We start from the raw sequence: 14,371 nt of genomic DNA, 5'->3' as shown, positions 1-14,371 counted from the left end.
TTTTATCTGGCATCTTGCTCAGGGGGGATCTCTTTCAGCTGAAAGCGCTGGATCTTGCCGACCATAAACAGATAGCAAAGCACCACCACTACCGCATGAGCGACCACGAACAGCAGGACGCCGTTGAACGAGCAGAATAAAGCCGATGGCGATAGGTGTGGTGATGCTGGAGGCATTGCTGAAGGTATTCAGCACGCTGCCTGACAGGCCGGAAATCTGCGACGGCGCGGTGTCGGCGTTGACCGTCCATCCCATGCCACCAATACCTTTGCCGAGGAAAGAGAGCGTCATAATAAAGACCACCGCGCTTTCGGAAGAGGTGTAGTTTCACAGCACCATCATCGTACAGAGCACCATGCCGCTGACAATCGGGATTTTGCGTGCCACAGAAACGGAGGTGCCGCGCTTAATCAGCAGATCGGAAACAAAACCACCCAGCAAGCCGCCGAGGAAGCCACAAATCGCCGGAACCGCGGCCACCATGCCCGCCTTCATAATGTTCATGTGCTTTTCCTGCACCAGATAGACCGGAAACCAGGTAATAAAGAAGAAGCCGATGGCGTTGAGGCAGTACTGCGCCAGAGAGATACCCAGCATCATCCGGCTGGTCAGCAACTGTTTCAGGTAGCCCAGATGCGGTCCTTTCTGGTCTGCACGCCCGCCGCCATCCATGTCCACCAGCGCACCGCCGCTGGTCATGTACTCCAGCTCCGCGTCATTGACTTTGGGATGATCTTTCGGGTTGTGGATCCACTTTTTCCAGACTGGCAGAAACGCTATCCCCGGCAAGCCCATCACGGTAAAGGCGGCGTGCCAGCCGTAGCTGTGGATCAGCCAGCCCATTAGCGGCGCAAAGAACACGGTGGAGCCATATTGCGCCGAGTTAAAGATGGCGGCAGCGGTGCCACGTTCCGCAGCAGGGAACCAGGCGGCGACAATCCGGCTGTTGGCAGGGAAAGAGGGGGCTTCTGAGCCGCCGACCAGGAAGCGCAGCACAAACAGCACTGCCACCGCCGCCGCGCCGGTCACGAAGCCTGCCAGCCCGGTCATCAGGGTGAACAGTGACCAGAAAAAGATGCTGAAAGCATGGATTTTTTTCGAGCCAAAGTGGTCAAGCAGCCAGCCGCCGGGCAACTGAAAAATCACGTAGGCCCAGCCGAAGGCGGAGAAGATAAAGCCCATATCCACCGGGCTGAGGCCCAGCTCATTCGCCATACTGGGGCCGGCGAGGGAGATGGTGGCCCGGTCGGCGTAATTAATCAGCGTGATAAAGAACAACACAAAAACCACTACCCAGCGGGTATTGGTCCTTTTTGCTGTCAGTGCGTCTTCCGTCAGCGGAAGAACTTTCTGGTCACCCTGCTGCTGATGCATAGCGGAACCCCTTGTCTGATAACGCCTGGTGGCATTGTTAATGCATTGCATTTAATTTGTATATGAATTGTATGCAACGTAGAAAGGGCGGATTTTCACGTCAAGCAACGAGGCAAAGCAGATCGGGGTTCTGTGAGGCTGAACACGAAACGAGCAGGAGAAAGGCGTTGTGAAGTGGAGTCTGATGCAGGCGGGCAGCCTGAAACTGCCCGCTACTGTGCTGTGATATTACTGGAAGGATCGGCGGTCACCGGCATCGGTGCGACGTCAGATGGCAGGAAGATATGGTCGAGAATATTCCTTGCCAGCGGCGCAGCGGTTACACCGTTAACTCCACCGTTTTCCAGGATCAATGCCATCGCCACCTTAGGATTATTGAACGGCGCAAAGGCAGTATAGAAAATATGGTCGCGCAGACGCTGCGGGATCATCTTAGCGTTATAGACCTGGTTCTGCTTCAGGCCAAATACCTGCGAGGTGCCACTTTTCGCCGCGATGCCGTAAGGCGCGGTATGAAAATACTTATAACCGGTGCCGTTTGGCGCATTTGCCATACCAAACATCGCATGGCGTACCAGGCTCCAGTAAGGCGAGTTGGCATCACCAATCTGCTGGGCAGGGATCGTCTGCCTCCACGGCACCACTTCTTTGCCCTGTTTCTCTTCGTACATCAGGTGTGGCTGGATCACCCGGCCATTGTTGATCAGCGTATCCAGCGCCTTCACCATCTGGATCGGTGTGGCAATCCAGTAGCCCTGGCCGATCCCCACCGAGACGGTATCCCCCTGATACCAGCCTTTTTTATGCACTCTCTGCTTCCATTCCCGGCTTGGCAACAGCCCGTTGTACTCTTCGTTCAGGTCGATGCCGGTGGACTTACCGTAACCGAACTGGCTGAGCATGGTGTGAATACGGTCAATGCCCATCATAAACGCCACCTGATAGAAGAAAGTGTCCGCTGACTCCTCAATCGCCCGGGTGACATCCAGCATGCCGTGGCCGGATTTTTTCCAGTCGCGATACTTGCGCTGGGTGCCCGGCAGTGTCCATGTGGAAGCTCCAAAGAAGGAGGTTGAAGGCGTGATCACGTGGGTTAACAGCGCCGACATCGCCATATAAGGCTTAACGGTGGAAGCCGGTGGATAAAGTCCCTGGGTGACGCGATTAATCAACGGCAGATCTTTATTCCCCAGCAGCTCTTTATATGCCTTATAGCTGATGCCCTTCACAAACGGATTGGGATCGTAACTGGGGCTGGAGACCATTGCCAGCACTTCGCCATCTTTGGGGTTTTCGATCAGCACTGCGGCACGCTGCCCGACCAGCTGGGTTTCAACATACTGCTGCAGGCGCAGATCCAGCGTCAGATAAATATTTTTACCCGCAACCGGAGGGACTTCTTTCAGTACGCGGATCACCCGGCCATGGTTATCCACTTCCACTTCCTGATAACCCGTTTTGCCGTGCAGCACCGATTCATAATAGCCCTCGATGCCCTGCTTACCGATATTGTGATCGGCGGCGTAGTTCTCCCCGATACCTTCTTTGTCCAGCCGTTTGAAATCGTTATCGTTGATTTTAGAGACGTAGCCGACCACATGAGCCAGGTCAGGACCGTAAGGGTACTGGCGATCTTCGTAGCTGTTGATATCCACGCCGGTGAACTTGTACTGGTTCACCGAGAAGCGGGCGACTTCTTCATCAGTCAGCTCGGTTTTCAGTACCACTGGCTTGTAGCGGCTGTTGGCGTGCAGCGCACGGGTAAAAGTATCGATATCGTCTGGAGAGAGATCGACAATGGGTGCCAGCTGGACCAGCAATGACTTCATATCCTGGACTTTGTACGGCAGGATCTCGATGTCATACCAGGTGACGTTTTTAACCAGTGGAATGCCATCGCGGTCGAAGATGATGCCGCGCGTTGGCGCAATGGGGATCATCTTGATGTCGTTCTGGTTAGAACGTGTCTGATAATACTGATTTTGCTCGATCTGCAGATGCCAGAGATTCACCACCAACGTGACGAATCCTGCCAGTACGACCCCAAAGGCGATTAAAGCCCTGCGAACAAACAGCCTCTCTTCTTCTTCAAAATCTCTGAATTTCATTACCGGGCAATCGCGTTATTATTTTTCATTTTCCTGCTTAATGATAAAGATTACGCAACAAATCACGACCCGAAAGATGCATCCCGGGCCGTTAAAGTGTGACATTTGTTGAAGATGTAACAAGGTGAGTCATTATGAGCAGTGCATTGTGCGGCAGAGTCAGCCCTGGCTGAAATACGTCTCAGAGAGCTTGCGGCATCTGGAAGTGCTGCTTCAGAAAGCTGACGGCCTCTGCTGCCCGGCTGGACAGAGGCCACTCCGCGCGGTGGATCAGCCAGATGGTATCCATCACCGGTGCTCCGCACTCCACCACGCTGATCTCCTGCTGGCGTAAAAAGGCCAGACGCGCAAACTGAGGGATGACCGCAAAACCCAAACCCCTGGCCACGGGTTCAAGGATCAGGCTGACCTGGTTACTGAAGCCGCGCTGAGGCAGATTGCGGATTCCGGGGTTGCCGGGAAACCGACGGCTGAGCAGACGGGTGGCCATCGGATGCCCGTCTGGGTGATCGATAAAGCCGATACGCTCCAGATCCTGCCAGCTATGCACCTCCTCTCCGCGTGGGATCACCAGCTCCAGTGGCTCTTCAGTAAAGGGTTCGGCGAGCAGTCGCCGGTCATCCGGTCTCAGGGTAATCAGCCCCATCTCAAACCGGTTGTGCAGCACTGCGTCCATCACTTCAGCGTCCGGCGCAAAGCGATGGCGGATTACCAGTTGCGGATGCTGTTGCTGCAGTGAAAGCAGCAGGGGATACAAACGCAGTCCAATACTGCCGGGACTGATCAGGCCGATTTCTCCGCAGGTGACGTCGGTTTCACTCATGCGCAATGTCAGGCGTTTTTCGGCCAGATCCAGCTCGTGGCAGTAATCCAGCAGCGCCTGTCCGGAAGGCGTCAGCTCCAGCGGCCGTTTGGTGCGCAGGATCAGCGGCCCGAGCTGCTGTTCCAGATGCCGGATATGCTGGCTGACCGCAGCCTGGGTAATGCCCAGACGCCCGGCAGTCCCGGTAAAGCTGCCGACTTCGGTCAGTACAGCAAAGGATTTCAACCACTGGGGATGCAGCATAATGAAATTTTATAATCCCTATAACCATAAGCCTGTTTTCATTATAGTCCGCCCGGCGTAGCCTGAACATCTCTTAAACCAGGGTCTCTGCCCATGGCAGAAAGGTATTTATGAGCACTGAACAAACATCAGGTCTTCCACAGAGCTGGCGCGGCTGGGTCTGGCTGGGCGGTGAGTCTCTGCTGGCGTTGCAGGAAAAGACCATTGAAGCGGAGCCGCTGCAGCCCGGTCAGGTGCTGGTGCGCAACGCGGCGGCGGGGCTGAACCCGGTCGACTGGAAGGTGCTGGAACCCAAAATCGGGCTGGCTCCCGGTGTTGACGGGGCCGGAACGGTGGTGGTCACAGGGCGCAGCGTGGCGGAAAGCTGGCTGGGCCAGCGGGTGGCTTACCACCAGAATCTGCATGCCCAGGCAGCTTTGCCGCTTACACCCCGCTGGCGGAAGAGGTGCTAATCCGCGTGCCGGATGCCCTCAGTTTTGCCCAGGCTGCCGCCATTCCCTGTCCGGCCCTGACCGCATGGCAGGCGCTGGAAAAGCTGCCGCAGCGGGCGGGAGCCGAAGTGATGATTGCCGGAGCCGGAGGGTCGGTTGGGCATTTTCTGCTGCAGCTGGCGGTGGCGAGAGGCTACCGGGTGACGGTGATGTGCCACGAGCGCCACTGGCAACGTCTGCAGGCGCTGGGTGCGGAAAGCTGTCTGGCCGATCCGGTTTCTGGCGAAAACCAGATGGGGAATGACCACCAGCGGCGTTACTTCGCGCTGATTGACTGCGTTGGAGCAGCCCATGCGCTGGCTCTGAGCGACGTGCTGAAGGCCAACGGCCATCTCGTCTGCATCATGGGACGTGCAGCAGAGTGGCCGTGCGAGCCTTTTGGCCGTGCGCTCTCCCTGCATGAAGTGGCACTGGGTGCCCTGCATCAGCACGGTAATCATGACGACTGGCGTGCATTAACGGCCAGCGGCGAACAGATCCTGCAGCAGCTGGCAACAGGAACGCTGCAGCATGAACAGCAGTTGGAGTTCTCCTTTGATCAACTGCCGCAGCAGCTGACAGCACTGCAACACCGCAACTTCAGCGGTAAACAAATCATTCTTTTCTGACCGAGGTAACTATGGCCGGGCTTTTTACTCCTTTTACGCTGAAAGACGTGACATTACGCAACCGCATTGCGGTCCCTCCGATGTGCCAGTACAGCGCAGTTGATGGCGTCAGCAATGACTGGCATCGGGTACATTACAACAGCCTGGCGCGCGGTGGTGCGGGGCTGGTTATTGTGGAGGCCACGGCGGTGTCGCCGGAAGGGCGCATTACACCAGCCTGCCTGGGGATCTGGAACGATGAGCAAGCTGCAAAGCTGGCGGAAATCGCCGGTGAGATTAAAGCCGCCGGTGCCGTACCGGGGATCCAGATTGCTCACGCCGGGCGAAAGGCCAGCGCCAATAAACCGTGGGAGGGCGATGATCACATCGCGAAAACTGATCCACGCAGCTGGGAAACGCTTGCCCCTTCCGCTACCGCCTTCGGGGCGAACCTGCCACAGGTGCCGCACGAAATGACGCTGGAAGAGATTGCCCGCGTGCGTAACGACTTTGCCGTGGCAGCCCGCCGCGCCCGGGATGCCGGGTTTGAGTGGCTTGAGCTGCATTTTGCACACGGTTATCTGGCTCAGAGCTTTTTCTCGGTGCATGCCAACCAGCGTCAGGATCGGTATGGCGGCAACCTGGAAGGACGCAGTCGCTTCCTGCTGGAAACACTGGCCGCTGTGCGGAATGAGTGGCCGGAAAATCTGCCGCTGACCGCACGCTTTGGCGTAATTGAATATGATGGCCGCGATGAACAGACGCTGGAAGAAGCCATTACGCTGACCCGCCAGTTCCGTGCCGGTGGGCTGGATCTGCTCAGCGTCAGCGTCGGCTTCTCCACCCCGGATGCCAGTATTCCCTGGGGACCGGCTTTTCTCGCTCCGATTGCTGAACGTGTCCGCCGTGAAGCCCAGATCCCGGTGGCTTCAGCCTGGGGGATTGACTCTCCGCTGATTGCTGACCAGACCATTGAAAACGGTGAGCTGGACCTGGTCATGGTGGGCAGGGCGCACCTCTCTAACCCGAACTGGCCCTATCAGGCGGCGCTGGCGCTGAAAAAGGAGCAGGCTTCCTGGGTGCTGCCTGCTCCTTATGCTCACTGGCTGGATCGTTATCGCGTCAGTGAATAGCTTCTGACCTTCTCAGGCGGGGAGTTAGCGCTCCCTGCCTGTCCCGCAGGTAAACAGTTGAATCTGGCATAAAGATTGATGATCTGCCGGTAGCAAAGCAGCGACATATCGTTGAGCCGGGACATGCCCAGTTTACGAAACGCATTCTGCTTATGGGAGCTGATGGTTTTCGCCGACAGGTTCAGTTTGCGGGAAATAAAATGGGGCGAGCGTCCGCCCGCCAGCTCCCGCAGCACGATATTTTCTTTTCTGGAAAGATGTTCAGTCTGATTGCGGTCATTACTGGTTAACTGTTTCAGCAGCGGCAGGATTTTTTTAAACGGACATTTTTTAGAAATGAGCCAGTACGGATGAAAACCGCTGTATTCTCCCTGCAGAGGCAAATCGACCACAAAAACAACATTTACGTTGAAATAACGGGTATGGCAGTTAATTTGGGGGGACTGGAAATGACAGGAGTAATTCACATCAACAATAACAATATCTTCTTGTCTGAAAGTGCAATAATAAAAAAGCAGTAAGCCACTCTCATAATTAAACACTTTCATCTCTGTACCGCTGGCGGCCATAACGCTTTTGAGTCCACTGACAAAAAATTTGTCATCAGAAATAATATAGATGCACATAATTCCCTCTGCGATTAATTATCCATAAACATGCGGTGGGGCTGCTGGTTTTCGTTCAGTAATAATAAATAGTGAACGTGGCGGTCGCTTCTGCTTTACCCGGAGTGACGTGCGGTGCAGTCTGAATATAGCGGGCTACAAGCGGTACTGACTGCTGAGCCGCGCCATTATCCGGCAGGGTGAACAACCGGCTGACACCAAAAGTAACCGGTTGGGGTGAGGGATCGCTTTTCTCTCCCCATGCGAGCTGAATGCCGATGCCAGTAGCGCTTTCCTTGCTACTTCTGAGGCCCATAATGCCCAGCCCGCTGTCGAGGATTTGGGTATTAGGGGAAAGCGTGACGCTGATGCTGTTACTGATTTTCCTCCCTTGTATCATCTGGCCATTCGCGTCAACTCCGCTGCCGACCATGCCATAAAACCGGGGGCAGCCAGTCAGCTTAATAGAAGCATCCTGCCACGGACTGACACTGCCGTTACTTTTAAAAGTTTTTGAAATCTCATAGCTACCCATCGGAACGGAAACATCCGGTGTGGTACATGTTCTTGATACAATGTTAATAGCGCCGGAAAAACTCAGGCTGCCAATATTAACCTGAGGCTGGCCAACCGAATAAAAGTAGTAATTGACCTTCGGTAAACGTTCTCCGCCAATGCTGCCCGGTATAATAACGCCGGTTTTAATTAATACAATGTCAAATTCAATTCCCGGTTGGGGTGTCCATGTGGAATCATTATTTTTCTGCAAACTGGTCAGTGGGTAATTAAAGGGGACCGTATATTGCGTACTGTTCCAGGCATACACCGCCATCCCGATACCGGGTACTTCTGTTTGATAAACCGTTCCAGCAGGGAAAGTGCTGTCAGACCAGTCAGAGACACGGCCTGAACCGCTGAATTCTCCAATGATCGCGGGTTGATCGGGGCCGGCGCTGTTGTCACAGTCAATCATCACCGGGCTGCCGGGCCTGAAGTGTTGACGATAAATTATGGTTCCGTTGCTGGCATCCGGACCGATGGTCAGAGCGCTGCTTTGCAGAGGTAAAACGGCGGCATGCAGCGCCGAATCCCTGATCCCGCAGGCCGCCAGCAGGGAGGAGGAATAGCCTGCCAGCAGCAGGGCGGAGAGGACCAGAATCTCAGGTCTGATAAGATTTTTCATGCTTAAATTCCTCGTTTATTCAGCCAGTTAACTGGCGGTTGTTAACGGACTGCCGGTCCCGGTTTTTCGCATGGACTGTCGAAACGCTGCAGGCGTGGAGAGCGGGCTTTTTCAGCGGGCTGCAGGAGATAGTTCACCGTGCAGTAGCCGTCCTGACCTTCTCCCCACTTCACCCTGAGCTGCCCCTGCATTTCGCTGACCCGGACATAAATCTGTCCTGCCTGGCCCACTGACCCCAGAGGGGTTCCGTCGCTGTCACTGATCTCTGCACCAAATCGCACCGGTTCTCCGTCATAAAGAGCATTGATCAGCAGCGGAGTGCCCTGGCGGGTGGCGTACTTCACTGCCACCACCGCGCCGGAGCGAGGGACAACCTGCTGGGTGGTGTTTTCCAGCTCAACCTCACTGGAAGCGCCGACGGGATCGATGCTGACTTCATTAATCTGATAGGCATCCAGATAAGGCACGGCGGCAAATCCGGCATGGTCAACGTAAATGCCCGGATACGAAGAGACCCTGGCACCCTCGGCTCCACGAGCTTCGACAAGGGCAAAGGTGTCTGAGGTGTAAGGCGTCAGGGTGAGGCCGCCCGCATGGGCCAGCACCGTCCCGCTGAGGCTGAGCGTGCCGCTCTGATAGCCGGTACCCTTGCTGAGAGAACTGCTGATGGAGGCCAGCTGACTGCGATAGCTGCCGGTAACCGATCCCATACTGCTACCCGCAGCGGTTCTGGCTGCGGTTACGCCATAGCTGAAGGGGTTATCCTTGCCCACCGAGCCTGAGACAGTGGCCTGTTCGGCATAGCGCCCGCTGCCGTCACGGGTCAAATCAACCCGGAGCTGCGGCACTGAATGCGTGTCGCTCCTGCCCAGAGGGAAACTGAAATTCATCAGATAGTTATCCTCTGCAATCCCGGTGGAGGACCAGGTTCGGTTGGCGCTCAGCCCCCAGCTGAGTGGGCCGAATCTGTTGCTGTAGCTGAGCTGGAACTGACGGGTATTGCCATCCCGGTTCCAGTAATCCTGCTGGTAGCCGCTGAAGGTGAACTGGCCAAAGCCGTCCGGCAGCGTCTGGATGGCGGTCAGCATCAGCCGCTGTCTGGCACGCCAGGCCAGCGCGGAGAACCGATCGTTTGCAAATGCTTCACGGTTTTGCAAAGTACTCAGCAAATCCTGATAGCCTTTAGTCGAGAACCGCCAGGCAGACAGGGAAAGGTTGCTGTTGGTGGCCTCAATGATTTTGCTGTAGCTGAGGCGATAGCTCTCACCGCCGGAGCCCTGCTGGCTGCCTGGCAGTGGGGCGGTATCGCGGGAATGTGTGACATCCAGCGCAAATGCTCCCACCTCTGTCCCTATCGCTGCTCCCAGCTGCAGCGCGGCATAACGATCGCTGAGCTGCAGACCACCCCAGCCCGTGACGGCATTGCTGATACCCTGTTGCCAGCTGGCCTGCCACAGGGCCGGATGACTGCGCAGGCTGCTGCTGCGAATTTTTCCGGCGGTGAAGTCATATCGGTAATTGCCCGGTCGCAACAGCTGAGCAATGGCGGAGTAAGGCACGCTGAAATGTTGCTCCGTTCCGTCCGATTCATGGACCGTGACGGCCAGATCGCTGCCATAGCCAGCAGGATAGAGGTCGTTAATCAGAAACTCTCCGGGAGAGACGGTTGTTTCATAAATCAGCCGGTCGTTCTGCCGGACGCTGACGCGGGCCGTTGTCCGCGCAATGCCCCGAATTTCTGGCGCGTAGCCACGAAGGGCGTCAGGCAGCATGCGGTCATCGCTGGCAAGCTGGACTCCGGTAAAGGGCAGGGTATCGAAGATCTCACCCGGCGTGGAGGTCTGGCCTGCCAGCATCCGACCCTGCAGAAAAGGGACATCCCGCTGGACATAGGTGTTCAGCGAGCTGTAGCTGCCTTGCTGATGCTCCTGCCAGCTGGCGCTGCCGTTATGCCGCAGATACCAGCTCCCAAGATTCAGCCCGGCATTAAGGGTGCCCCAGGCGGACTGATAAACTTCTCCCCGGCTTTCACTGCGCCAGGCACTGACGGTATAGCCCAGCGGCAGGGCGGGGATGCCGCTGTCCCACAGGGAGGGATCGGTTGCCCCGCGGGCGGTCCTGGCCAGGTAAATCTGCGGCACGTTAATATCCAGCCGCTGTTCATTGCTGTCATAAATCACCTGCGCCTGAGGGAATTTTTTCTGCAGATCGCTACAGGCTGAGGGCTTGTTTTCGTCGCTGAACAGACCCGGCGGGATCCTGCTTGCGGCGAAGGGGATTTTTTTTAACAGGGATTGATCAAGGCAGGCATAAATTGAGCCGTCCGGGCGGGCGACCATGCGAATTTTATATTGTCCGGTAGTTCGGTTATTGATATAGACCGCCGTGAGGTATGTGCCGGGCATTGCCGCTGCGCTTTTGGCGAAGCGGCTCAGGTCAACGGAACTTTTGTCGCTGACATACAAAAATGAGTTATCAAACTCAGCGTCTTCCGCATCTGCGGGGGGGGCGGAGGGCGGTTCAGTCGCCGCCGGGCCCGGGCAGGAAAAATGCACCAGAAAACAAAAAAGCAGCATCCGGGCTCCTTTTCTGCCCTTGCCACGCAGGGAAGTTTTCATTGAAATCCTTTTCAGAAAGCATCCAGGTCAGTCGTTGCCGTGACCGGGCGTTGGGACAGAAATCATGCTGGCTGCTACTCCTGCAGCGTGGCGCTGAAATCGATGATTGCGCCAAAGTCATTGACGAATTCACCGTTAATTGTATCGCCCTGTTTGCCGGACAAATTGAACGTCTGAGACTGAAATGGCGCGACCATTTTTCCGTCAACCTTTTTCCCGCCCAGTGTGATACTCGCCAGCGAAGCGTAATAAGGCGTGAGATTACTGGCAGTAATTTGTCCATCGCGGGAATACCACTTCATGGTTTTCACCGTATCGCTGGCGTGACCTGACAGCCCGGCAGGACGGTAGAAAAATTTGATCCGGGTACGAAAGGCCATCTGCAGATAATTTGTCTCTTTAAGCAGCTTATTCTTCGCCGGAACTTCCAGCACGTTCAGCCAGAATAAAGTCTCCCGGTCTTCGGGTAAGGTTGGATCGGTCTGGCTGATGCGCAGAGTCTGTCCTTTACCGGCATCAATGCGGTTAAAGGGGGGAGTCAGAACAAAAGGAACGTGGATATTTTCCGGTTTGCTCTTCATATCGCCGTCGTCAAGCCAGCTTTGGATCAGCACCGGACGCTCGCCCATGTTGGTCACTTTAACGCTGACTTCACGGGAATCTGACGGATAGATAACCCTTGTCCCGCTGACCACAATGCTGGCAGATAGCAGGGGACTGAATAATGTAAAAAATATCGCACAACAGAGGGCAGGAGAGAATGAAATAGTTTTATTCATGCCGTTTTTCTTTATCCAGTAAAAAAGGCAGAGGAATAAATTCCTCTGCCACTGCTGTTATTTATAAATGATGGAATAAGTTACGCTGCTATTCACCAGGCCTGGGATGGTCGCCTGGTTGGCATAATACTCAACCAGGTATGGCAGGCTTAAACTGCCATTAGCGATATCACCGTAGAAGTTATTGGTTTCCTGGCTTGTGTTACCAACTATAATAACCGGTGTATTGGTATTGCTGCCGTCGCGCAGCTGCAGGGATACGTTGGTACCAGCCGAGCCGGTGTTGCTCAGACGACCGTTGCTGTCCACGTTCTGGCCGGATTCAAAGAATGCCGTGGCGGTATTCAGCGTGCCTTCACAGTTGCTCAGGTCAATGCTGAATTTGGTCTGACCCGCGGTAGCGCCGGCAGTGGAAAGCTGGCTGACGCCAACTACAGGAAGAGTAACGTTGGCATCGGAACCCTGCCCATCGACAGACACATTACAGGTTGTTGCCTGCAGTTCACCATTAAAGGTAATGGTGCCATCAGAGGCTGAAGCGATATTCACTGAAGAGAGCGCAGCCACAATGACCGCCGAGAACGTTGCGTATTTCATAGACAATCCTTTAATTTCAGATGATTTAAGTAAATCCATTTTTTCTGGACGAAATCTACATTTTTCCTCGCAGAGAGGTATTTGCAGGTAGACAGCTGCAAATTATTTTCTATTCGTAGTAATAAATAGCTTTTACTTTATTTTCGGCGATTTGATATCCCCGGAGAGGACCTGTTTCCACTCGGGTGATAAAATCATCCGAAAGCCCCAGAAGGGAAAGCTTGTTGCGCAAGCATTGCATAACCTGCCACAGGCGCTGCGAGGATGAACTGAGGCCATGTTTATCCCAGACATTCAGTAAAATATCTTCATGCTGAATGATTTTTCCCTCAGAGTTTTCCAACAGATAAATAAACAGCCGCATCATGGTTTTTCTCATCTGTACCACGGACGAGTTATCCCGACTCAGCTGGCTGATATTGATGACTCTGTTTTGAAAAATATTGACCTGTATATCCCTTTCAATCACATAACCAAAAACCTTCCTGTTATGTTGATCCATTTTACTGCCTCCTTGGCGAACCATCGTAACGATGTTTCAGGAACGTCTTCGCACCCTGTGACCTCAACGGTTGCGATAAATATTACCTTTTCTAATGAAAGTTCCTCAACCACAGTGAAAAAACGACCGGTCTGGATAATTGTGAGTTAATTTAGTATTAAAACCCGACCATTAAGTAAATGGCGGTTTAAAGTGTTAATTTTAAGTGGGTATAAAAGAATTAAATTCTGATTTGATTGGCGACCAAATCATCAACATGTAATTCTTTTTTTATTGAGTAAGGGAGTTTTAAATATCGGCTGTCTGAATAAGTATTGCATTTATGTTAAAAGGTAATGCTGTAAAAATTTCTGAAAATATTCAAAAACAATGTCGGTTAATTTTGTTTTTCTTTAGGTATTAGTAAGTTGTTTTTTTTCGGGTTTTCGAATAATCACCCTGAAGGTAAATGAAGTGTGAAAAACGGCAGGGTAAAAAACCAGGCGGAATCTGAGTTGTGATAAATTTTAACCAAAAACATCAATGGCCCACCCTTTTATATAAGAGTTAATAAGAATTTTCCCATATTATCCTGGCAGTAAGGGGCGTGAGAAGAATAATTCTAAATATGAGAAGTTTGTCGCAAAAAATTACTGAGGCAGAGTTCACGGGAAACCTGCCTCTTTTTTAAATTACCGTGTTCAGGAAATGGCCTGCCGGATTTTGTGTGCGTACTGCATGGCTCCCGTTCACTCTTTTAATCCTCCTGCAGGGCGGCGGGAGAGCGACTGCAGAGGCCGACGGCCGTGCTTCTCCGGTTGTGACAGGCAACAGAAATAACATGCCTTCACGTTTTCACCAAAGCGAACTTTGGCGACGGTCAGTGCCTGCAGGGAGTTATACAAACTCCCGATAAAGACCAGCGCATTTTTCGCGGGCAGCTTGCTGCATCCTCCCCGATGAAGTAAATGAAAGTCTGTATGATCGGTTTGCTTCGTAACATAATAATATTCAGCTGGCATTCTGATTGGCCCACCTTTAAGGGACTAAAAATGGATGTAAGAAATGTAGGTTTAATGTTGCGGGGCCATTATAAAACGATTAGCACCCACCAAATTATTTTACAGATTAACCCCCGGTGAAGTTGATTAGGTGAGGTTATCAATCAGTGGAATGGAGGGGGGGGTTACTTATGATACACATCCGACCAGATCGGCTATCTGTTTCAGTCTGTGTCTGCAAGTGCGAAAAATCTCATTCAAGATGTTTAACTTTTTGCTCCGGAGTAAGCGCACTGTGAAAGGGGGGGGCGGGAAATAAATCTACAGAAAATCAGGAGTGTTTACGTT

General features: G+C 53.6%; 12 protein-coding genes and 1 pseudogene. 3 read left to right on the top strand and 10 right to left on the bottom strand.

What is annotated here, in order from left to right; translation table 11 throughout:
• Positions 1–2 precede the first annotated feature (2 nt).
• The 3 genes and pseudogenes from AC3Y5R_RS09010 to AC3Y5R_RS09000 all read right to left on the bottom strand — a co-directional run bounded on the left by AC3Y5R_RS09010 (position 3) and on the right by AC3Y5R_RS09000 (position 4,548).
• Positions 3–1,374: pseudogene (locus AC3Y5R_RS09010) on the bottom strand (MFS transporter).
• Between the two features lie 212 nt (positions 1,375–1,586).
• On the bottom strand, positions 1,587–3,482 hold the full coding sequence (mrdA, locus tag AC3Y5R_RS09005; protein ID WP_489921041.1) for a penicillin-binding protein 2: 1,896 nt from the start codon (positions 3,480–3,482) through the stop codon (positions 1,587–1,589).
• Positions 3,483–3,663: 181 nt separating this feature from the next.
• A complete protein-coding gene (locus AC3Y5R_RS09000) occupies positions 3,664–4,548 on the bottom strand; it encodes a LysR family transcriptional regulator (protein ID WP_489921040.1) in 885 nt (294 codons plus the stop codon).
• A 110-nt stretch (positions 4,549–4,658) separates the two neighbouring features.
• Here AC3Y5R_RS09000 and AC3Y5R_RS08995 point away from each other — a divergent pair, with 110 nt between their 5' ends.
• Genes AC3Y5R_RS08995 through AC3Y5R_RS08985 form a run of 3 tightly spaced genes read left to right on the top strand, consistent with a single transcriptional unit; the run spans position 4,659 to position 6,759 of the window.
• Complete coding sequence (locus AC3Y5R_RS08995) at positions 4,659–5,000, top strand: alcohol dehydrogenase catalytic domain-containing protein (protein WP_489921039.1); 342 nt, start codon at positions 4,659–4,661, stop codon at positions 4,998–5,000.
• On the top strand, positions 4,994–5,647 hold the full coding sequence (locus tag AC3Y5R_RS08990) for an MDR/zinc-dependent alcohol dehydrogenase-like family protein (RefSeq protein ID WP_489921038.1): 654 nt from the start codon (positions 4,994–4,996) through the stop codon (positions 5,645–5,647). Before AC3Y5R_RS08995 ends, AC3Y5R_RS08990 begins: the two co-directional genes overlap by 7 nt.
• Before the next feature lie 11 nt (positions 5,648–5,658).
• A complete protein-coding gene (locus AC3Y5R_RS08985) occupies positions 5,659–6,759 on the top strand; it encodes an NADH:flavin oxidoreductase/NADH oxidase (RefSeq protein WP_489921037.1) in 1,101 nt (366 codons plus the stop codon).
• Here AC3Y5R_RS08985 and AC3Y5R_RS08980 read toward each other — a convergent pair.
• From AC3Y5R_RS08980 to AC3Y5R_RS08950, 7 genes are all read right to left on the bottom strand, one after another.
• A complete protein-coding gene (locus AC3Y5R_RS08980) occupies positions 6,741–7,151 on the bottom strand; it encodes a response regulator transcription factor (RefSeq protein ID WP_489921036.1) in 411 nt (136 codons plus the stop codon). The genes AC3Y5R_RS08985 and AC3Y5R_RS08980 overlap by 19 nt on opposite strands.
• A gap of 289 nt (positions 7,152–7,440) precedes the next feature.
• The gene (locus AC3Y5R_RS08975) at positions 7,441–8,547 is read right to left on the bottom strand and encodes a fimbrial protein (RefSeq protein WP_489921035.1); all 1,107 of its coding nucleotides are present in this window, start codon (positions 8,545–8,547) and stop codon (positions 7,441–7,443) included.
• Between the two features lie 41 nt (positions 8,548–8,588).
• The gene (locus tag AC3Y5R_RS08970) at positions 8,589–11,165 is read right to left on the bottom strand and encodes a fimbria/pilus outer membrane usher protein (RefSeq protein WP_489921034.1); all 2,577 of its coding nucleotides are present in this window, start codon (positions 11,163–11,165) and stop codon (positions 8,589–8,591) included.
• A gap of 74 nt (positions 11,166–11,239) precedes the next feature.
• Entirely contained in the window at positions 11,240–11,944 is a 705-nt protein-coding gene (locus tag AC3Y5R_RS08965; RefSeq protein ID WP_489921033.1) for a fimbrial biogenesis chaperone, read from the bottom strand.
• A 57-nt stretch (positions 11,945–12,001) separates the two neighbouring features.
• Positions 12,002–12,541: a fimbrial protein gene (locus AC3Y5R_RS08960; protein WP_489921032.1), complete on the bottom strand. Its 540-nt coding sequence runs from the start codon at positions 12,539–12,541 to the stop codon at positions 12,002–12,004.
• 109 nt (positions 12,542–12,650) lie between these two features.
• A complete protein-coding gene (locus AC3Y5R_RS08955) occupies positions 12,651–13,043 on the bottom strand; it encodes a winged helix-turn-helix domain-containing protein (protein WP_158784614.1) in 393 nt (130 codons plus the stop codon).
• A gap of 728 nt (positions 13,044–13,771) precedes the next feature.
• Positions 13,772–14,044 carry a hypothetical protein gene (locus tag AC3Y5R_RS08950; RefSeq protein ID WP_489921031.1) on the bottom strand — a complete coding sequence of 91 codons (273 nt, stop codon included), beginning with the start codon at positions 14,042–14,044 and terminating at the stop codon, positions 13,772–13,774.
• Between the last annotated feature and the right edge of the window lie 327 nt (positions 14,045–14,371).

The organism is Erwinia sp. 009765445 (genome assembly GCF_058137865.1).
The sequence above is the reverse complement of the archived record's forward strand: the minus strand, read 5'-3'. Positions and strand labels throughout refer to the sequence as shown.

Excerpts from the sequence above, each read along its gene's own strand:
- AC3Y5R_RS08950 (WP_489921031.1), bottom strand. The coding sequence starts at position 14,044 with ATGCCAGCTGAATATTATTATGTTACGAAGCAAACCGATCATACAGAC.
- AC3Y5R_RS08955 (WP_158784614.1), bottom strand. The coding sequence starts at position 13,043 with ATGGATCAACATAACAGGAAGGTTTTTGGTTATGTGATTGAAAGGGAT.
- AC3Y5R_RS08985 (WP_489921037.1), top strand. The coding sequence starts at position 5,659 with ATGGCCGGGCTTTTTACTCCTTTTACGCTGAAAGACGTGACATTACGC.
- AC3Y5R_RS08960 (WP_489921032.1), bottom strand. The coding sequence starts at position 12,541 with ATGAAATACGCAACGTTCTCGGCGGTCATTGTGGCTGCGCTCTCTTCA.
- AC3Y5R_RS08965 (WP_489921033.1), bottom strand. The coding sequence starts at position 11,944 with ATGAATAAAACTATTTCATTCTCTCCTGCCCTCTGTTGTGCGATATTT.
- AC3Y5R_RS08995 (WP_489921039.1), top strand. The coding sequence starts at position 4,659 with ATGAGCACTGAACAAACATCAGGTCTTCCACAGAGCTGGCGCGGCTGG.
- mrdA (WP_489921041.1), bottom strand. The coding sequence starts at position 3,482 with ATGAAATTCAGAGATTTTGAAGAAGAAGAGAGGCTGTTTGTTCGCAGG.
- AC3Y5R_RS08970 (WP_489921034.1), bottom strand. The coding sequence starts at position 11,165 with ATGAAAACTTCCCTGCGTGGCAAGGGCAGAAAAGGAGCCCGGATGCTG.
- AC3Y5R_RS09000 (WP_489921040.1), bottom strand. The coding sequence starts at position 4,548 with ATGCTGCATCCCCAGTGGTTGAAATCCTTTGCTGTACTGACCGAAGTC.
- AC3Y5R_RS08975 (WP_489921035.1), bottom strand. The coding sequence starts at position 8,547 with ATGAAAAATCTTATCAGACCTGAGATTCTGGTCCTCTCCGCCCTGCTG.